The following is a 20,287-nucleotide window of genomic DNA, read 5'->3' on the forward strand; positions in this document are numbered from 1 at the left end:
CATTTGGTGCGTTGAAGTATCCCGACGGCGAAAGAAGTTGGCGATCAGTAAGGTTTTCAAGCGATCGCCTGACGGGATGGTTCTCAACGGTGAGCTGTCGTTTTTCACACTAACAGATTCAGCTTATGGTACCTTTATAATCAAAACAATCCGCTTAATATTTGATGATAAGATGAAAGTAATTCACCAATTAAAAGGCACCGATCTGCCGGCATTCAGCGTATTTCTGGCAGTCGCGAACCATCGAAGTTTCCGTCACGCGGCCATCGAACTTAACATGACCCCCTCGGCGATCAGCCATTCAATCAAAGTTCTCGAGCTACGGTTGAACGTTCGGCTTTTCAATCGAACGACTCGCAGCGTCTCCTTGACAGAGGCGGGAGAACGCCTTGCGGCGAAACTACGTCCGGCCATGGACTCGATAGAAGCAGCTATCCAAGAACTGGACGGCAGTGACCAGCCTCCGAGCGGTACGGTGCGCATCAATGCAAGTGAAGGGGCCATTCGCTTAGTCCTAAGGCCTATACTTGCGAGCTTTCTGCGTAAGCACCCTCAGGTACATCTCGACATCGTCAGTGATGGCAAACTCAGCGACATCGTGGCAGGCGGCTTTGATGTCGGTATTCGATTGGCAGAAGCGGTACCAAAAGACATGGTGGCGGTACCCGTCATGGGACAGGTGAGATTCGCGGCAGTTGCTTCTCCAGACTACTTCAAACAGCGAAAACGCCCAATCGTGCCGCAGGATCTCTATAGTCACGACTGCATCCGCTTTCGCTTTGAAAGTGGCGCGATCTACCGTTGGGAGTTTGAACGACAGGGGATCGTCGAAAGGATCAATACTACAGGCCCCCTGACGTTGAGCGATCAGCCGTTGATGGTGGAGGCTGCAATCGATGGAATCGGCATTGCTTTCGTGCCCGACCATCTTGCGGCAGAAGCACTGCACGACGGTCGCCTCGAACGAGTTCTGGAAGACTGGTGCCCGGCGTATCCGGGATTGTGTCTTTACTACTCGGGTCACCGCCATGTTTCATCAGCCCTACGCGCACTAATCGATACGCTAACTCGCAAGATAAGAAATTCATAACGTCAGGGGTACTCTCCGCAAGGAGCCAAGTCGTATCGTACATCGTCCGGTTGCTGCATGTTCATTCGAGTTATCGTCTGCCAATCTGCGAGATATTATAAAGATCAAATGATACAACTAATCTGCTATCGGCAACCGTCTTCGGCTAAAGGCGGTCAAGGCCACCAGCAACGCTGTGGTGGTTAATATTGCCACTGCGCTCATTGCTATACCCACACCAGGCCCCCCTGCTCCAACTGCCCAAAGACAAAGATGGAGACGGTGCGCATACCGGCTGGTGCAACCATTATCTGATAGGCTGTTTGTAAGTTTCATGCAAAGCCTAGTGTCACTTACGACTCAGCACCTCACGCAGCCAGCCAAGCAACGCTTCGCTGCCTGGGCGTTGGGACGCACCCTCGCGTGTGTATAGGGCGATGGCATCATGCTGGGGTAAGCTCTCTCCCACTGGGCGGATCAGCTCTCCACTTTCGATCAGACGCTGCGTAGTTCGACGCCACCCCAGGGCAATACCGTGCCCTGCGACAGCCGCTTGAAGTAGCAACGGATAGCTATCAAAAACGCCACTCTTGTCGAGTGAAATATCAAAGTGCCCCATGGCACGAAACCAGCCATCCCACTCCAACCAGTCTGCCGGTTCAGCGTGGTGATGAAGTAAGCGATGGCTAAGCAAACTATCGAGACTCAGCGGCGTTGAAACCCCATTCAGGTAAGCCGGGCTGCAGACCGGAAATATCTCGTCCTTAGCGGTAAACACCAATCGATGGCTCCCGCTGGGCCGTCCGTTGGTTTGCAGCGCTATATCGAAGCTGCCACTAAATTCGGTAATTGGCCGTGTAGAGGTGGCCAGTTGAATCTCAATCTCCGGGTAGCGCCGGTTAAAGTCAGCCAGCTGTGGCATCAGCCAATAGAACGCTTCGCATAACTGGCAGAACAGCACGACGCGTTTATCATCGGGGTCGCCACGCAGCCCCTGAGCCCCCGTGGCAATACTTTCCAGGGCCTGGGAAACCGTACGACCAAACTCACGCCCCTCACGGGTAAGAAAGACCCCGCGATTTCGGCGCTCGAACAGCAACACGCCAAGATCTTCTTCCAATGCACGAATCTGTCGACTGATAGCCGCCTGAGTCAGGTGGAGCTCATCCGCCGCACGCGAAAAGCTTTCCAGCCTGGCGGCAGCCTCAAAGGGGCGCAGAGTCGCCAGCGGCGGAAGAGACTTGATGAAGTTATCCATAATTTGAGCTCATGCATTGTGACGCAGAAGTCGTTTGAAGCACTGCTAGCGGCAGCGGCATCCTAGAGCGGAATTCGTCACTGGAATGCTGCAATGAAGGCTCTCCCTGAACACGAAGATAATATCCTACAGGGCATAAGCCTTATCGTGGGGGCTGTCTTTCTGCTGGCATTGACCGACGCCCTGGTTAAGTATCTGAGTGCCAGTATGTCGCTATGGCAACTCTATGTCATCGGGTCATCAGTATCGCTGCCGATACTGTTAGGGTTAATCATTGGCCATGCAGGCCCCCGCCCCAAGGTAAAATCACGCCGCTGGGTGGCGATAAGAAGCCTGCTTCTGTTGCTGATGTGGATAGCCTATTACGCAGCACTCCCACTGATTCCGCTCTCGGTGGCGGCGGTCGCCATTTACACCACGCCGCTGTTCATTGCCGTGCTGGCTGCTTTTGGGGCGGGCGAGCATCTTTCACGCCAGGCGTGGCTGGGCATCTTCTGCGGTTTCCTGGGCGTAGTAGTGGTGTTGCGCCCCGGCGGCGACACCTTTACGCCTGCCACACTGCTACCCGTGCTTGCCGCCCTCTTTTATGCGCTAGCAATGTTGGTCACTCGCCACCACTGCCAAAGAGAGCACCCCTTACTTCTGACCCTGGGATTGAGTCTGTCCTTCCTGGCGGCAGGTAGCCTCTTCAGTGTGCTGGTCGCAATAAAAAGCACCACATCGCTCGCTGAACGCGCGCCATTCCTGTTCGCCGGTTGGCAACCGCTAGACGCCACAGCGCTATTGATCGTGGGTGCCTACGCGCTATTGCTGATCATTGTGAATACCGGCGTGGCAAGGGCCTATCAAATTGCCCCTTCGGCGTTGATCGGCACCTTTGATTACGCCTACCTCATCTTTGCCTGCCTTTGGGGCTATCTGCTATTCAGCGAAGTGCCCGACGCCATGACTTGGCTGGGTATGGGCATGATCTTACTCGCAGGGGTGATGGTGTTGCGGCAACAGCGGCGCTAATCGATATGTCTGTTTACTTCTTCGCCGCCCACACCTACTCGGCATGCGCCTTCTTATTTGGAACGAGGTGCAGCACCCCCACCACCACCGAGCCCACCAAAAAGCCAATCACCGCAGAACACAGCGTATTGAAGCTCCAGCCCAGCATGCCGCCCAAGGCACCGGTCACCTCGCCAATGCCATTCTCAACATGGTGTACCCACTCATAGGGCGCGTTAAACCAACCCGTACCATCGGCACCCAGATTGGCCATCAGGATATGCCCACCCACCCAGAGCATAGCGACGGTTCCCACGACCGAGATGATCGCTAGCACCTTGGGCATGGCCGTCACCAGAGCACGGCCCAGTGTCTGCATTGCCGAGTTATCCCGCTGGGCAAGCTTCAGGCCGATATCGTCCATTTTGACCAACAGCGCCACCACGCCATACACAAGAAGTGTGATAACAAGCGCCACCACCACCAAGCTCGTCAACTGCGACCAGAATCCCTGATGGGAGACCGTGGCAAGCGCGATCACCATGATTTCGGCGGAAAGAATCAGGTCGGTTCGAACGGCACCACTCACGATCTTTTTCTCGGCTTCCGGGCCCTTTTCTACCGCTGGCTTTTCGTCATCATGCCCGCCGGAGAGCTTATGCCACACCTTCTCAGCGCCCTCAAAGGCCAGGTAGGCGCCGCCCACCATCAGGATAATTGGCAATAGAGAGGCCAAAAAGTAATTCAGCACCAGCGCCACCGGCAGGATAAAAAGCAGCTTGTTGCGAATCGAGCCCAGCGCGATCTTCTTCACAATCGCCAGTTCCCGCTCAGCGGTTACCCCCTGCAAATATTGCGGCGTCACCGCCGTATCATCGACCACCACCCCGGCCGCCTTCGCCGTTGCACGCCCAGCGGCGGCACTGACATCATCCAGTGATGCCGCGGACAACTTCGCCAATGCGGCGATGTCATCCAGTAATCCTATTAAGCCGCCTATGGCCATGAATGCTTCCTTTGTGAATAACAGGTGCAGATAGTAGAGCACAAAGAGGCTGGGTAAGAGCACCAATAAGAGTAGTTACCGGGCACGATAGCCCAGCGATGCTGCTTCGATATTGGCAACTATCGATATGCTCTAGAAGCATTGTGATGGTAGGTAAGACTCCAACCGATAAAGTGCAGGTAAGTTTATGAATACGTCTTTTCATCTCAACCTCGACCACGAGCATTTAAAGTGCCCTATGGGTTCTTTAAGGTTTATAAATGACTTATCAGCTTGGCACATTACCAAAGCTTGCCCATAATGAGCAGTTAAAAGCTCACAAAGATCCTTAAGGGTCTTAAAATACTCAAAAAATGGTACGGCAATGAAACGGGCACGCAGCTACTCTCGCGTCACAAAACAGGCGCTCTCGATCCTCGGCAAGTTGATCAAGGCTGGCCGTTTGGAGCGCAAACTTACGGCTACCGAACTGTCGGAACGCGCAGGCATCACCCGAAGAACCCTCCGCAATATCGAAAATGGCGAAGCCGGTTCTGAGATCGGCACCGTCTTCGAGGTTGCCGCACTCGTCGGCGTCCGTTTGTTCGATGTTGACGAACGGACACTCGCGATGAACAACGCCCATCTAGAAGAAAAACTAACGCTGCTACCTAAGAGCGTCCGCCATAGTAAGCAGGAGGTCGATGATGATTTCTAAGCTTACTGACCACAAAGAGGCCTATGTCTGGCTTTGGCTGCCGGGAGAAACGCACCCCGTCGTGGCCGGCCGCATCACACAGAACGGGAACAACTATGGCTTCAACTATGGCGCCAGCTATTTGGAGCGTGATGCCGCGATACCCATCTATGACTCAGAGCTTCCGCTCCGCCGCGGCCTGATCGAACCGGCCGCGGGCTTGGCAATGGCCAGTTGCCTTCGTGATGGCTCGCCTGATGCTTGGGGCCGCAGGGTTATCATCAATCGTCTGATGGGCGCTAAGGCCGCCGAGACCGAAACCAGCGACATCAACGAACTCACCTACTTGCTTGAGTCGGGATCGGATCGAATCGGTGCACTCGATTTTCAGCATTCCGCCACGGAATACGTTCCCCGCCTCAAAGCAGAAGCATCCTATGAGGAATTGCTGGAAGCAGCCGAACGGATCGAGCAAGGCGCCCCACTGACACCCGCGCTCGATCAGGCGTTGAACCACGGAACATCGATCGGCGGCGCCCGCCCCAAAGCCCTGATCGATAACGGCGAACACAAAACAATCGCCAAGTTCTCTTCAAGCACGGACATTTACAGCGTCGTGAAGGCGGAATTTATCGCCATGAAGCTCGCGGCTTTGTGTAACCTCAATGTTGCCCCTGTCTCGATGATCGCGGCTGCTGGCAAAGACGTGCTGCTCATAGAACGCTTTGACCGCCTCAAATCAGAGGCTGGCTGGCAGCGCAGAGCAATGGTGTCGGCTCTGACGATGCTCGGCCTTGACGAAATGATGGCGCGCTATGCGTCTTATGAAGATCTTGCTGAGATCATCCGTCACCGCTTCACCAAGCCAAAGGAAACGCTGAAAGAGCTGTACGGACGGATCGTTTTTAATATCCTATGCGGCAATACGGACGACCATGCTCGCAACCATGCCGCATTCTGGGACGGCGAGATGCTTACCTTGACCCCTGCCTATGATATCTGCCCACAAGGGAGAACCGGCAACGAGGCGACACAGGCAATGCTGATCAAGGGTGAAAACCGTATGAGTACGCTGCATAACTGTCTCACGGCCGCGCCTGATTTCTTGCTCAATGAAAAAGAAGCCAAGAGCATCATCGATAACCAACTCGCAACGATTGCCAGTGAATGGAAGGAGCTCTGCGAGGAAGCCAAACTGACCGAGACCGACCGGAAGCTCTTTGTCGGTCGGCAGTTTTTGAACAGCTATTGCATTGAAGGCCTGGGGGCCGAACATAGCGCGCTACGTGAAGGCTTTGAGTCTGCACGGGCGCAGTTGCTCTGTTAAAAAAGTTACTCGGTTAAAAAGGCGACCAGTTGCGCTGTTCCGAAATACAGATGAGCCGATTGCCTATCTATTCAAATCATATTATGAGCCGATTAAGATTTTTATTCGGCTCACAGGCCAGTGAGGTGTATTCATAGAATAGAGAGGGCAGTCACTTGGACTGCCCTTTCGTTTCATGCGTGAAGCGGGAATACGGAAATGAAATCAGTGTCAGCGCTTACCTTCAATGCGTAGCGTCGCCACTTCATCTAGCGCCAAGCCTGCCGCTTCAACGATGGCCAGAGCATCGAAGATGGCGAAAGTCCAGCAACCCAGATTCAATGCCCAACAACCTGGGTTTCTCCATTTCGGCGGCCCGGTTTGAAAGCATGTGAACTAGCCGCGCAAGCGATGATGAAGGCGGCGCCAAGCAAGACCACCAGAGCCCAGGGGAAAGCACCGACACCCCATGAATTAAGAAGCATACCGCCAGCTACTCCACCGCCAGCAATCGCAGCGTTCCATGTCACCACATTCATGGAAAGCGCCACATCGGCGCCACTTCCAGCAGTATCGGCCAACGCGGTTTGCAGCAGTGTGGCAGCACCGCCGAAGGTGACGCCCCAAATCACAACGCCGATGTAGACGACAACAGGATTTTGAGTATTCAAACCAAAGATGAAGGCGGTTATCGCGAAGGCGGTAAGGCTTGCGAGTACTGTGACCCGCAAATGGCTGTCCACGAGTTTTCCCGCAATCCAGATGCCGACAAGCGACGCAGCACCAAAGGTTAATAGCACCAGATCAATCCGTTCGCCGAGTCCCACTGCCCCCACAAACGGCGCAATGTAGGTGTAAAGAATATTGTGGGCCAGCATCCACGTTAAGACCACTCCAAGCACTGGCCGCACGCCAGGTGTCGTAAAGACTTTTCGCAATGGCATACGCTCGCTGGCGGACTGTCCAGGATAGTCTGGAACCTTAGCAATGACCCATACAGTCAACATAAGCGTCAAAGCGGACATGACCCAGAAAGCGGTACGCCAGCCAGCGACCGAACCCATGTAGGTTCCAAGAGGCACCCCTAGCGACAACGCAATCGGGATTCCGACCATCGCTACGGCCATTGCACGCCCTTGCTGATGCGGAGCGACCATCCGTCTCGCATAACCAGCGAGAAGACTCCAAGCCAATCCGGCGGCAACACCCGCAAAGAAGCGGGCAACTAACGTTAGGCCATAGGAACTGGACAGCGCCGTGACCGAGTTAAAAACGAAGAACCCGATAATGGTGAGCAGCAAGACGTTACGTCGCCGCCAACCACGCGTAGCAATCGTCAACGGAATCGCTGCTAACAACGACCCCAGCGCATACGCCGTCACCATTTGACCTGCCAACGCTTGGCTAATCCCGAGACCGCCACTGATTTGAGGTAATAATCCCGCAGGTAGAGTTTCTGTCACGATGCAGATAAAGCCCGTCATGGCCAAGGCCAACAGTGCGGACATGGGAAGCTTATCGGTCGCAGCCGATTCCGCCTGAATAGATGAGTAGTCCACAAAAAATACCCTTTCGAAGATGAAGGTTAGCGCTGGGCAGCAGGCGCCCAGAGCATTGCGCGAAACATATGTATCGATCGGTATAAATACTCGGGACTATGCAGATTATTGTCAACAAGTTTTGTATCGAGTAGTATATAAGTCACTTATCTTAATGACGTACTGGAGTTATAAATGGCACAGATGGGGCGTCCCAGAGCGTTTGATCGGCAGCAAGCCATTGAGCAAGCGATGCACCTTTTCTGGGAGCAGGGTTATGAGACAACGTCTCTGAGCCAGCTCAAAACTCAGATCGGCGGCGGCATCTCTGCACCAAGCTTTTATGCTGCTTTCGGATCCAAGGAAGCCTTGTTCGACGAAGCTGTTCAGTGCTACCTGGAGAGCTATGCCCGCGTGACAGACTGCTTATGGGACGATGAAATAGCTCCCAGAGAAGCGGTCGAACTGACGCTACGTCGTTCGACGAAAATGCAGTGCGAATCGGGACACCCAAAAGGCTGCATGGTGGCCTTGGGAACCATGAGTGCGCCAAGACATGAGCATGCGCATGTCACAAAGCCGTTGGCCGTTTCACGTGCGCGTACTCATGCCGGGTTTGTACGATGCGTTGAGCGTGGCATTGCTATGGGCGAGCTCGCCGAAGGAACCGATGCTCAGGCCATGGGGACGGCATTCAGTAGTTTTCTGCTGGGTGTGTCGATATCAGCGAGGGACGGCGTCAAGATATCGGTCTTCAATGCCTCTATTACCGAGCTTATGAAATTGTGGGACGCCGCAAGCAATGAGCGATAGGGACTTTCTCAAATAGAACGTCTCCAGCCCTTAAGCAATTTCCCATGACGCCCATCCGCTGCTAGGCGATGCCCAACCCATCCGCTGCCGCCTCTACCATCAACTGGCTGCTATCCAGTGTCATAACGCCGGATACGTCAACCGACACATCCTGACCATGCTGGTGGAATTCCCAGCGGTAACGTTTCCCGCTGGGCAACCGCTGCTTTATGCATTGATGCATGGCGAGTTGGTCGGGTGTTTCGGGGATCGGTTTGCCGTATAAATAATCAGGAGAGGCAATGGCGAGGAAGCGCATGTCACCCCCGACGGGAATAGCGATCATATCCTTGGGGACGGCTTCTCTTAGTCTCACCCCCGCATCGAACCCCTGCTCAACAATATCGACCAACCGCCCTTCCGCCACCAGATCAAGTTCAACGCCGTCGTAAAGCGTTAGAAATCTCGGCACAACACGCTGCAGCAACAGGCGAATAGCCCCTTCGCTACCGTTAATGCGTAATCTGCCCGTTATCTTTCCTTCCAGGCTCGAGGCCTCTTCCAGGAGGGTATCCAGCTCGCCCAGTAGCGGTCCCAAACGCTGAAGTAACCGCTCACCACTTTCGGTCAACGAGACACTGCGCGTGGTGCGGTGTAAAAGGCGCGTGCCGAGCCTGCGCTCGAGGGTTCGCAGAGTATGGCTCAGCGACGACCGGCTGACGCCCATCAAGTCCGCCGCACGGCGAAAGCTGCGATGTTCGGCCACCGCTTTAAAGGCGTTAAGATCGGTTAACGTTGGCTTGCTCATTGGTGAATACCTTTCACTACTTCATCTCAATTGTTGAGTATTCAGTTAACAGTATTACTGGCCTAACGTATCTCCTGCAACGCCCAATCAACCCACGGGAGATAAAGCATGGCTAACACCTGGCTAATTACAGGCACCTCTACCGGCATTGGCCGCCTTCTTACCGAACACCTGCTTGAACGCGGCGATCGCGTTGTAGCTACGCTGCGACGCAACGGCGCGCTGGACGACCTGCAAACCCAGTACGGGGAGCACCTTCATATAGTGAACTTCGACGTGACCGATACGCAGGCAATGAGACAGGGCGTAGCGCAAGCCTTTGCCGCTTTCGGCCACATCGATGTGGTAGTCAGCAACGCAGGCTACGGCGTGTTCGGCGCCGCCGAAGAAGCCACGGACGAACAGATTGAACGACAGATCGCGACCAACCTAACCGGTTCGATTCAGCTCATTCGTGCGGTGCTGCCTCACATGCGCGAACAAGGAGGTGGCCGTATCGTGCAGGTGTCGTCGGAGGGCGGCCAAATCGCCTATCCCTGCTTTAGCCTTTACCACGCCAGCAAATGGGGTATCGAAGGGTTCGTCGAGTCGGTCGCTCAGGAAGTAGCGCCCTGGGGTATCGATTTCATTATTGCCGAACCCGGCCCCACTGCCACCCAGTTTGCGGATGCACTGGATCGCACACAGCCGATGCCCCTATATGAAGAGACGCCAGCGGGCGAGCTTCGTCGTGGATTAGCCTCTGGCGCTTTCACTATCAAAGGCGATGCGGCAAAAACCGTTAACCTCATCATCGAAACAGCCGATATGCCCACTCCCCCGCTGCGCCTGGCATTAGGCAGCACGGCCTACCACTCCATTCATAATGCGCTCACGCAGCGGATGAGCGAACTGGAGGCGAACAAGCAGCTAACACTGGCAGCAGATAGCGATGCGTTCATCGAATAACCTGCCCAAGACAAATGCTACCAATGAGCCGATGACGGCGTTTTTTCGGCTCAGTTAATGAGCCGAATCAGGTTCGTATTCGGCTCACATAGCGGGCATTCGGTTGAGTATATGAATCTTACGGAGATAAGCGATGAGTCAACTAGCGGGTGGATCAGCGACTGAGAGCGCAGTATTAATACTATTAAAATAAAGACTCTCAATGTAATTACTTAGGCCAAAGCCGCGTCAACACTTGCTCTAAATGAAGCCTATCTGCCCGACGCTTATCCTCAGAACGCCGAGCCAAATTCTGCAACTTGCGTTTAACACCCGGCAGGTTGCGAGCTTGAGGCAGTCCAATCAGATCAAAGTCCGGCTGCTCATCTTCAACGGAAAGCAGAAACTCTCGCGAAGGCTCGTCCATCCACCCACCAAGACGTACCAATAGCCGTTCCCGATATGTCAGTAGCTCATGCGCAGTGACGGGTTCCGCCGTCATACCCTTAAAATGTGCCTGAAAAATATCTTCAAAGCCCTTAGGCATCTGCGGTTCAAGGATTTCCCAGGCGGGTTTTGGACTACAAGTTAGGTAAACCAGGAAAGTGTACCAAAGCGCCCTATCGGCTCGCTTGTCATCCAGTAATAGTCCTACATCGAACAAGTCCCGTGGGTGCTGACGCGATAATGCTGCTGCTAGCTTCCCCGCATACAAATCAGCAAAACTCAGCACCTGAACGGTAGCGAACCCAAACGCGTCTTCAACCATCGGCCGAACATCCATCTCACGCACTGGATGTACCGTGCCACGCATGACGGGGGTGGTCTCAATCTGCACCAATGCTCTGCCGCGACTGACAATCAACCGCGTGAGACCTTTACTACCTTGGCTCGCCGAGGGCTGCACGTTCATTGTTTTAGATTGAGTTCGTATGGCATCAGCTAGCGTGATCAGCGCATTATCAATCGCGGCGGCGTCTTCAGCGAACCCGTGGGTCGGCAGCCATGTAAGATCGATATCCACCGACAATCGAGGGAGGTCGTGCTCGAACAGGTTAATCGCCGTTCCGCCCTTCAATGCAAAACGTGGCTCCAGTGACAGTATCGGAAGAATATCTACCAGCAGTTGTACACGATCGGTATAGCGTTTATACCAAGTGCTCATCCAAGTCCCTCGGTAGCGTGATCTGATAAGTCGGGTGTAAACGACCACCGGGCACCAGAACGCGTTTACCGCTGCCGAGATCCACCCCATCTAACGAGATTCGTTTTAACCATGCATGCTGGTACCGATCCGCCAAGGCAAGAAACAATCGCTTCGCCTTGATGCTATTGCAGTGGCGTAACAACTCCGTCACGCGCCTTGGGCTCAGTGTTGCCAAACTCTGCATAAGCGTATCGGCTTCGTAGGCCAGCACCGCGCTGGCGGGGTCATCGCACAGCTCCAGTATCGCGCGCTCAGGTGTAGCATAAACAATGGCTCCCGAACCAGAAAGCACCTCTTGCCGCTTAAGGCCCTGCTCAAGTAGCTGACATTTCTGCGTATCCGCAGTGAAATCAGGCACCGGCCAGTCAAAGGGGGGCTTGCCGCAGAACTCAAATCGATCAGGCATAGCCAACTGGCTAAGCCAACCAGGCGGCCGAGTAGACCCGTAAAGCGTTACCGTGGCAGCTTCGCCGAGCCGAAGGTAGTGTTCATAACCTTGCATTGCCAACGCGAAGCGCCCGCCGACGTATAACGCAAAGCCCTCCCGCTCTTGCAAGCTCCTTAGCACGCCCTGCCATTGCAGCCGCCCGCCCTTTCTCAGATAGACGCCCCGCGCCGGAGACACCAGCCAACCGCTGGTGACATAACGCGACACAAGGCTTCTCGAATAGCCATGCGCCTGCAGCCAGCGGCTTGAGACTAAATCAGAGTCTCCCAGGCTAGCTATCAAGTGGTTTAATTTTGGTGATTTTTGCTCACTCATAGTAAACATAATACGGCTTTCAAAAACCCTGTCCAGTGAATGCAAGGTTTACCCAAAAGCTTTTTTGATCACTATGGGTGAGCCTATTGGCTATATCTTGAACTCGCCCTCAAGAATTGCTTACCCACAGGATTAAGCGCCTGCCGTTTAGGCCAAAAGGCAATCAGGTTCCGGTCACGTCGGGGAGATAACGGACGCGTCACAACGTTAGCGGTCGACTTATTATTTAACGCCAAGGTAGGAACCAAGCTAACACCCACATCGCCAGCGACCATCTGCAATAGCGTTCGCGTATCGCGTACCCAAAAATCCACCTGGAAGGTATCGACTTCCTCCAACGAGTGGGCAAATATCTGCTGAATCAGCGCTTCACAACCGCCTGACGACATAACAAGCGGGTGCTCCGCCAGTTCCGCCACCGTCACGCTGGCTTGTTTGCTGAGGGAATGGCTTGCGGGCAGCACGGCAACAATCTCATCCTTCATCAATAGCTGCCAGTCAAAGTGTTCACGCCAGTAGGTGAGATTCGGCTGGGTGATATCGGTTGTGATGCCCATATTGACTCCACCCACTCGTTTATCTCTTACTCCATGCCTTCCAGAACCAGACTGATGGCATCGGGGTAGCGGCTCGTAAAACTCGCAAGCAGGGGCGACAACCAGCCAGTTAACGCAAGACGCTGTTGCCCTAACACTGTAAAGAAACATTGCCGGCATAAACGGAACTTACATTTGTGCAGATAGTGTATCGCCAACCAGAAAGTGGTCAGTTACTCAGCAAAACATAAACTGTGAAAATATAATTTTTTATAATTATAATTCGTGCAGCAAGAAGCTATGGACAAGTTTAGCACTAGTAAAAGCTGCATATTTTTGCCAATTATCATTTTTACTAGTATTGGCAAAATCACAAACAGATTTAACAACAACATGTTTTATATTTTTTGATGAAATACTAGCAGCATAACAAAAACCATAAGCTTCCATCTCCACTCCAATCGTTTCTCTATGCTGACTAACTATTTCACTAACAGTATCAGGATTTTCTAGAACTACAGCACCAGTAGCCAAAGGGCCAACCAAAAGATTTAGGGGTGTTGTTGGTCTTTGTTCATAGGGCCATGCTGAAGAAATATCATCTAAATATTTACGAGACACAGATAGCTTTTGAAATTTAGCTCTAAGAATCGGATCAAGCTGTATTTGATGTGGAGCAGAAAGTAATTTAGCAGCACCATTTACAATTGTGCTTTTACCACTTCCCCAATCCCAGCATGGATCGGCAACAAGAATGTCTCCAAAATTAGTTTTACCCTCTACGCCAGCTGCTATTCCAGTCATAAAAACCATATCAGGGCTAAACTTTTCGCAGACTTTCATCGTAGTTGCTGCAGCAGAAGACATACCCATTCTAGAACAACTAGTCGCTAATATAGTTAGTGTACCACCCTCTCCTTTATCGATTTCGCCAAAATAATATGAGTTACTATCATTAGGAAATGTTTCCTCCCTCCAATCTATATCCAATGCAAGTATAGCTTGAAGTTCAATTTTATGTAACGCTGTTATTATAGCCACATCAACTTTAAAAGGCTTTGGCACAACATGCTTAATTTTAGTTTCAATAATACTTTTAATTTTTATTCTATCACCGACTGCGAGCAAAAGAGGCCAGCCAGCATCTTCAAAAAAAACTTTACACTGATCATAAGATTCTTTATGTGATGTTATTCCAATAATATGTGTAGGCTTTTTTAACGAAACATTGTCGGAGCAATATGATATTAATTCAACACCACCTTTAGGATCTATTGGCTCACCTATATCACTCGGAATCTGTAAATCAACAATTAGCAAATCATAGAAATCTTGGCGCATTTTAATAATCGCAGATTTTGCTGAATTACAACACTCAATCTCGCAACCTTGTATGTCACTTACAATATTGGCTATCACTTGAGTTTTTTGATAAGTGTCATCTACAATAAGTATTTTTGAATTCATTTCACAATACCAATTAATAAATTTTCTAGTTTTTTCTGCCAAGCTTTATCAGCAGAACTATAATAAATCGACCCTAAATAAAAGCTCGAATACTCAGCTTTAAAGAAAGAATCTAATTCTTTTAATTCAATTTGCCCTTTAGCGAAAGTTGCATATTGAGTCACAATAATAACTGGTGTAAAAATACCGCGTAAATCCATTTGTGCAAGAAACTCTCTTCCTGCAAAACTCTCTGGAGTGCCGCCTACTGGATCATCAGGACCAGGATCAAAATTAGGCATACTCATGTCCAACAAAATTAAATCATAAGTACCGTTGCATACAATTTCTTTCAAACCGGATCGTAAGGATTGCCGCACGTTAATATCAGCGCTCTTTTCAAGAGCATTTCTTAAAAAAATTATCACATCATCGCTTTTTTCTTTCTGGTCTTCCACCAAAAGAATTCTCATAATCTTTTTATCCTTAAAACCTTACTTTCGACTAAAATTAATTTTACCACGAAATCACTATTTTCTTTAAAATACATTTCCGCCGAGTGTTTAATTTCAAGATCTTTTTCGAGTATTTTCCATAATTTAAAAAAACCGGTTCCACCCTCTTTCTGAAGCACACCTTTAATCAGACTTTCGTTACCATAAGCATCTTGATAGAATTTTAATTTTTTATTTAAGTCCGTTACCGACCCATCTAAATTACAGTTGTTCTCAACCTGTATTACTAGAAAACCTTCATCATCTTTAAACACTCGAAGCTTTATTCTCAATTGACTCTTTGGGATATTAGATTTCGAAATTGCATTTTCAAATATAATGAAGAAAACATCCACCATATAAGACAATGTTCTTTCCGAAAATACGTAAGTATCATTACAAATAAATTCAACATCGACATTCAATGTACTTCTAGCTATATCAATACTTGTATCTATTTCATATTCTTCTTTATCATCATAATCTGTATGAGCAAACCATGAGCATATGACATCAATCTGAGAATTCAAATTTGCTTTTGCCCGGTCAACGGAATTACAAAAATCAGAGACCAGCCCATTTGAATCAAATTTTCTAACCACCTCAGCTTTCAATTCATCGAAGAGATTAACGACTTGCTTTAAAAAATCATTTTTTATGTAGCCTTGAACTTGCATTAGATTATAATCAGTGCGATCCCAAAGCCATTTATTTGTTACTTTTACAAAATCATTATAACTTGGGGAAATAGGTAATTCTTTTTGGATAGCATACGACTCTAGCAATGATGTTGAATAATTAAACATAGCCAATTGATTTTTTTCGGCACCTTTAGGTTTTACAAGCTCTTCTTCAAGTATATAAACTTGCAATCTTTCATCATTTAACTCTGAAATCAACTTTTCATATTTTTTTGAAAACTCACATATAATACTTATAATTTCTGAATTCTCGGATTCTTTAAATCCCCAGGCTTCCTTCCCCCACTTAGAATCATTAATTGTTTCCTGTGTAGCACTTTGTGAGAAATACAAATCCTCATCTATTACTGGTTTACGTAATGCTGTAGGTAAAACCCCATGCCTTATACGTGTACTTAAATGATTATTTAAGCCTCTACCTCCATAAGCAAATTCAGAACGCATCAATTTAATAAGATTAAGAAAAGTTGAATTTTTAGAGCTTATACGAAAGTCTTGCAAATGAACCATTGACAAGGCTTTCCAATAATTAACACCGTCTTCTTCTAAAAAAATTCTTAATGGGTCTAAAACCTTTTCTAAATGGTTATCATCATTAGCTTCGTTATTAGTTTGAGAACTAAGTTCGATATATTTTTCAAACAGTGATCTATACTGCTGTGAGTCTCTTCCATTAAATGTAGAAGTGTCTACGTATATTCTACTATTTTCTACCTTTTTAACAGCACGGCGAATTATATGAGACCTATTGATCTCTTTTGCTTCATTTTTAATATACTCATCATTATCACCTTGTTCCATTAAGTATTTACAAACTTTGAGACGACTTTCCTCAGTATGACGAACGCTTTCAAAGCTAAAGTACAACTTCATTACACTGGGTGTACAAACCCATTTAAGAAAATAATATAACTTTTCGTTAGTGAACTCTTCTTCTCTCCCAAACAAGTCCTCAGGATATACAGCATTGTTCTTAATTAAAAAAGTTTCAAATGCCAATTTTAAATTAGGATCGTACTCGGAATCTTTAAAGCGAGAGTGGAGAGAATATGCAATAGGGATATTAATCGAATCACTTTGTGTAGCATAATCTTTAGCAACACTAAGAATTCTTTTTGTGTCAAATGTGGAGAATATATTTTCATTAGAAAGAGATATATTCACAAACTCTTCAATAGCTTCTTCATTTCTACCAGCAAGAAGAAGCGCTTCTACTAAATACCTAGCGCACTCTACTCGCGTAATAGTATCTTCACACTTAATCAACAAATTAAATGAGTTCACAGCATCATCATAATTCTTTTTTTCCAATAGACTTAATGCATAATACTTTTTCTTCCTTATTTCATCAATTTCTAATTTAAGTATTTTATTTGAGTCATTTTTATACAAATAGTAAAAAAGCTTTAATGATGACGATTCGTCTTTAACCTTATGTAAATGATCAAAATATTTGTCTTTTAAGTCTTCCCCTATTATATTAACTTTTTTTGGGCCATATTGATCAGAATATACCGATAGCATATTATCATAGTTTCGCTTCTCAATTGACCTTATAAAAGGTGCCTCCCTCTTCGTAAAAAGCAATAGTTGCCTATACCATCCTATACCTTTATACTTACTAGCTTCACAAGCAAGAGTTTCTAAAGATTTTTTATATTCTTCACCTTTAAAATAAACATCCTGCATTAGTGAAAAAAAGCCACAGAAAGCATTAGATTGCATAAGCTTTCCACTACGAATATTTGCCTTTGCTATTAATTCTAAAATTGGTATACCATACTCTAAACAACCAGCTTCATTTGCAGTCATACAAACTTCATCATAATTTCCTACTGTGTATAGATCAATTAAATCTAAAGCTTTTTTATCCTCTTTCCAGACGCTATCATACCCAAAATAATTTGAAAGCCCTTGAATAGCTGGGTAAGTAAAATTTGAACCTAAATCAAGAATCAGATGTTTAACCGGATAAGATGATAAATATTTGCTACCCACTTCACCAGTTGTATATATAAGATAGTCCAAAACCAGATAAAAAACATCCAATATAGATGTGTCTTTTACGATATTAAAAATATTATTAAAATTATAATCTTTACTTTGATCAAGCCAAAACAAGCTGTATAGCAAATAATCTTTAATTGGTTCTGGCGCAGAACGCTCTATTTCAAAAATATTAGTTTTTGTAGCTGTGAAAAATATATCTGGATCATTATGGTAGCCCGCACCATAGTTAACAAGATAATTAAACAAAGGATCTTGAGATACACCTTTTATCGAAGACATACTTTTTTTTGGTGGCACTTCTTGAGAATCACTCTCAATTGCACCGCGTAAATAAATACTCCACAATGAAATGCCACAAGATAAATCAATTTCATCTAAAATACTAATTGCTTGGCTGTACTGCTCGCTGAGAATAGCATCCCTTATTTCTATATCTTGATTTAATGCATACTGAATTATAACCTTATGGTGCTCAATAAGTGCCATACACCAAGCAAGATTCTTTTCAAGAGAAGCCGATGGCGTTTTTGCTTTAAAAAAATCCTTTACTCCGGTAGCTTTTGATAGATAAATCGCATCAAAAAAAAATGGGTGCCTTGCAACCATCGAAAAAGTGTTTCTTATTTCACCGAAAGTCAACTCTTCAAAATATTGATTCTTTGCTCTTCCTGGTGTTTTACTATTAGCAAAAATCTTTGATATTTTCTTTTGACTAGCTGTTTTCTTATGTTTAAATCGTTTCATCTGACTTCTCAATCTCTATTTTTCTTTATATTAAATGAATATTTTCATTTTTATGAACTTAAATTTTTCCTGCTTTAAAAATATTACACCATATACAAAAAATACGTAATTTATCCGAATAAACCACATCCTAATAAAAAAATTAACAGAATTACAACATCTGAAAAAAAAGCCACCCGAAATACGAGTGGCTATCGATCACCTAACAGCGTTCACGAATAATCTCACTCCCACTCAATAGTAGCAGGCGGCTTACTGCTCACATCATAAGTCACCCGCGAAACCCCCGCCAACTCATTGATAATCCGATTAGAAACCTTCTCCAGCAGCTCATAGGGCAGGTGCGCCCAGCGGGCGGTCATGAAGTCGATGGTTTCTACCGCGCGTAGTGCAATGACCCATTCGTAGCGGCGGCCGTCGCCTACCACGCCTACAGATTTCACCGGCAGGAACACGGCAAACGCCTGGCTGGTTTTTTCGTACCAGCCAGAAGCGCGAAGCTCTTCGATGAAGATGGCGTCGGCGTCGCGGAGGATGTCGGCGTACTCTTTCTTCACTTCACCCAGAATACGCACGCCCAGACCGGGGCCAGGGAACGGGTGGCGGTAGACCATGTCGTAGGGCAAGCCGAGTTCCAGGCCGAGTTTGCGCACTTCGTCTTTAAACAGTTCGCGCAGCGGCTCGACCAGCTTGAGCTTCATGGTTTCCGGCAGGCCACCCACGTTGTGGTGGGATTTGATCACGTGGGCTTTGCCGGTTTTAGAGGCAGCGGATTCGATCACGTCCGGGTAGATGGTGCCCTGGGCGAGGAAATCCACGCCTTCAATTTTGCTGGCTTCTTCATCGAATACGTCGATAAAGGTGTTGCCGATGATTTTGCGCTTCAGCTCAGGGTCTTTCTCGCCCGCCAGCTTGCCGAGGAACAGGTCTTCGGCGTCCACGCGGATCACCTTGACACCCATGTGCTTGGCGAAGGTTTCCATGACCTGGTCGCCTTCTGCTTTACGCAGTAGGCCGTTATCAACAAATACGCAGGTTAGCTGGGTGCCAATCGCTTTGTGCAGCAGCGCCGCCACTACAGAGGAATCCACACCGCCGGAGAGGCCGAGCAGTACGTGGCGGTCGCCGACTTGCTCGCGCACGCGCTGTACCTGGTCTTCGATGATTTGCGCGGGCGTCCAGAGTTTTTCGGCTTTACAGATATTCAGCACGAAGTGCTCAAGAATACGCTGGCCTTGCAGGGTGTGGGTCACTTCCGGGTGGAACTGAACGCCGTAAAACTGCTTCTCTTCCCAGGCCATGGCGGCAATCGGGCAGCTCGGCGTGGAAGCGGTCACGGTGAAGGTATCCGGCGCTTGGGCCACCTTGTCACCGTGGCTCATCCATACGTCCAGCAGGGCCTTGCCGGAAGCGGCGTCTACGTGGTCTTTAATGCCGTTAAACAGCGCGTTATCGACGTCGATCTGGATCTGCGCGTAGCCGAACTCGCTCTGGTTGGAGCCTTCCACTTTACCGCCTAGCTGCTCGGCCATGGTCTGCATGCCGTAGCAGATGCCAAACACCGGCAGACCCATTTCAAACACGCACTGGGGCGCCCGCGGGGAGTCCAATTCGGTCACGGATTCCGGCCCACCGGCCATGATAATGCCGTTGGGGTTGTACTCGCGGATCTCTTCTTCGGTGATATCAAACGCGCGGACTTCAGAATAAACGCCGATCTCGCGAACGCGGCGGGCGATCAGTTGGGTGTACTGGGAGCCGAAGTCGAGAATCAGAATCTTGTGGGCGTGAATGTCACTCATGGCGGGGTCTCGGTTAAGCGGTGTGGGTGCCGCTGGTAAGGCCAAAAAGCAAGCGGCGAGCTTTGCCCGCCGCCGTTTTAACGTAGAAGCCTCTGATTAACTATTGCGCTTGACCATACTGCGTTAAAAATCGCCTCAAAATGCTCATTTACAACTTGTAAACTCCGCTTTCTCGTTGATTTTTGCCTTGTCTGGTCTGCGCTCATTACGT

17 protein-coding genes are annotated in these 20,287 nt (G+C 48.7%); 6 read left to right on the forward strand and 11 right to left on the reverse strand.

All coding sequences use genetic code 11. The features are described 5' to 3' along the window. The first annotated feature begins 37 nt into the window (after nucleotides 1-37). On the forward strand, nucleotides 38-1,090 hold the full coding sequence (locus QT230_RS04590) for a LysR family transcriptional regulator (protein ID WP_308320403.1): 1,053 nt from the start codon (nucleotides 38-40) through the stop codon (nucleotides 1,088-1,090). A 328-nt stretch (nucleotides 1,091-1,418) separates the two neighbouring features. Here QT230_RS04590 and QT230_RS04595 read toward each other — a convergent pair whose 3' ends face one another. After that, nucleotides 1,419-2,327, reverse strand: a complete 909-nt coding sequence (locus QT230_RS04595) for a LysR substrate-binding domain-containing protein (protein WP_308320404.1) — start codon at nucleotides 2,325-2,327, stop codon at nucleotides 1,419-1,421. Between the two features lie 93 nt (nucleotides 2,328-2,420). On the opposite strand from QT230_RS04595, the gene QT230_RS04600 reads away from it, so the two are divergent. Then, nucleotides 2,421-3,341: a DMT family transporter gene (locus QT230_RS04600; protein WP_308320405.1), complete on the forward strand. Its 921-nt coding sequence runs from the start codon at nucleotides 2,421-2,423 to the stop codon at nucleotides 3,339-3,341. 34 nt (nucleotides 3,342-3,375) lie between these two features. Here the strand turns inward: QT230_RS04600 and QT230_RS04605 are convergent, their stop codons facing one another. Beyond that, the gene (locus tag QT230_RS04605) at nucleotides 3,376-4,326 is read right to left on the reverse strand and encodes a DUF808 domain-containing protein (RefSeq protein ID WP_308320406.1); all 951 of its coding nucleotides are present in this window, start codon (nucleotides 4,324-4,326) and stop codon (nucleotides 3,376-3,378) included. A gap of 364 nt (nucleotides 4,327-4,690) precedes the next feature. Between QT230_RS04605 and QT230_RS04610 the strand changes: the two genes are divergently transcribed. Next, entirely contained in the window at nucleotides 4,691-5,023 is a 333-nt protein-coding gene (locus QT230_RS04610) for a helix-turn-helix transcriptional regulator (protein ID WP_215090401.1), read from the forward strand. Then, a complete protein-coding gene (locus QT230_RS04615; protein ID WP_308320407.1) occupies nucleotides 5,013-6,329 on the forward strand; it encodes a type II toxin-antitoxin system HipA family toxin in 1,317 nt (438 codons plus the stop codon). Before QT230_RS04610 ends, QT230_RS04615 begins: the two co-directional genes overlap by 11 nt. A 317-nt stretch (nucleotides 6,330-6,646) precedes the next feature. On the opposite strand, the gene QT230_RS04620 is transcribed toward QT230_RS04615, so the two are convergent. Further along, nucleotides 6,647-7,867, reverse strand: coding sequence for an MFS transporter (locus QT230_RS04620; protein WP_308320408.1), 1,221 nt, complete (start codon nucleotides 7,865-7,867; stop codon nucleotides 6,647-6,649). Between the two features lie 174 nt (nucleotides 7,868-8,041). Here QT230_RS04620 and QT230_RS04625 point away from each other — a divergent pair, with 174 nt between their 5' ends. After that, the gene (locus tag QT230_RS04625; RefSeq protein WP_308320409.1) at nucleotides 8,042-8,659 is read left to right on the forward strand and encodes a TetR/AcrR family transcriptional regulator; all 618 of its coding nucleotides are present in this window, start codon (nucleotides 8,042-8,044) and stop codon (nucleotides 8,657-8,659) included. Nucleotides 8,660-8,720: 61 nt separating this feature from the next. On the opposite strand, the gene QT230_RS04630 is transcribed toward QT230_RS04625, so the two are convergent. Further along, on the reverse strand, nucleotides 8,721-9,446 hold the full coding sequence (locus QT230_RS04630) for a LysR family transcriptional regulator (RefSeq protein ID WP_308320410.1): 726 nt from the start codon (nucleotides 9,444-9,446) through the stop codon (nucleotides 8,721-8,723). 108 nt (nucleotides 9,447-9,554) lie between these two features. Between QT230_RS04630 and QT230_RS04635 the strand changes: the two genes are divergently transcribed. Continuing rightward, nucleotides 9,555-10,394: an SDR family oxidoreductase gene (locus QT230_RS04635; RefSeq protein WP_308320412.1), complete on the forward strand. Its 840-nt coding sequence runs from the start codon at nucleotides 9,555-9,557 to the stop codon at nucleotides 10,392-10,394. 208 nt (nucleotides 10,395-10,602) lie between these two features. On the opposite strand, the gene QT230_RS04640 is transcribed toward QT230_RS04635, so the two are convergent. The 7 genes from QT230_RS04640 to guaA form a co-directional block, all read right to left on the reverse strand. Beyond that, the gene (locus QT230_RS04640; protein ID WP_308320414.1) at nucleotides 10,603-11,538 is read right to left on the reverse strand and encodes a nucleotidyl transferase AbiEii/AbiGii toxin family protein; all 936 of its coding nucleotides are present in this window, start codon (nucleotides 11,536-11,538) and stop codon (nucleotides 10,603-10,605) included. Continuing rightward, complete coding sequence (locus QT230_RS04645; protein WP_308320416.1) at nucleotides 11,522-12,352, reverse strand: type IV toxin-antitoxin system AbiEi family antitoxin domain-containing protein; 831 nt, start codon at nucleotides 12,350-12,352, stop codon at nucleotides 11,522-11,524. Before QT230_RS04645 ends, QT230_RS04640 begins: the two co-directional genes overlap by 17 nt. Nucleotides 12,353-12,426: 74 nt before the next feature. Then, complete coding sequence (locus tag QT230_RS04650; protein ID WP_308320418.1) at nucleotides 12,427-12,900, reverse strand: LysR family transcriptional regulator substrate-binding protein; 474 nt, start codon at nucleotides 12,898-12,900, stop codon at nucleotides 12,427-12,429. Between the two features lie 255 nt (nucleotides 12,901-13,155). Beyond that, nucleotides 13,156-14,346, reverse strand: a complete 1,191-nt coding sequence (locus QT230_RS04655; RefSeq protein ID WP_308320420.1) for a hypothetical protein — start codon at nucleotides 14,344-14,346, stop codon at nucleotides 13,156-13,158. Next, on the reverse strand, nucleotides 14,343-14,798 hold the full coding sequence (locus tag QT230_RS04660) for a hypothetical protein (protein ID WP_308320422.1): 456 nt from the start codon (nucleotides 14,796-14,798) through the stop codon (nucleotides 14,343-14,345). The genes QT230_RS04655 and QT230_RS04660 overlap by 4 nt, the downstream gene beginning before the upstream one ends. Then, the gene (locus QT230_RS04665) at nucleotides 14,795-18,274 is read right to left on the reverse strand and encodes a hypothetical protein (RefSeq protein ID WP_308320424.1); all 3,480 of its coding nucleotides are present in this window, start codon (nucleotides 18,272-18,274) and stop codon (nucleotides 14,795-14,797) included. The genes QT230_RS04660 and QT230_RS04665 overlap by 4 nt, the downstream gene beginning before the upstream one ends. 224 nt (nucleotides 18,275-18,498) lie before the next feature. Continuing rightward, the gene (guaA, locus tag QT230_RS04670) at nucleotides 18,499-20,076 is read right to left on the reverse strand and encodes a glutamine-hydrolyzing GMP synthase (protein ID WP_308320425.1); all 1,578 of its coding nucleotides are present in this window, start codon (nucleotides 20,074-20,076) and stop codon (nucleotides 18,499-18,501) included. Nucleotides 20,077-20,287 lie beyond the last annotated feature (211 nt).

This window comes from Halomonas sp. SpR8, assembly GCF_031010195.1.
Taxonomy (GTDB): Bacteria; Pseudomonadota; Gammaproteobacteria; order Pseudomonadales; family Halomonadaceae; genus Vreelandella.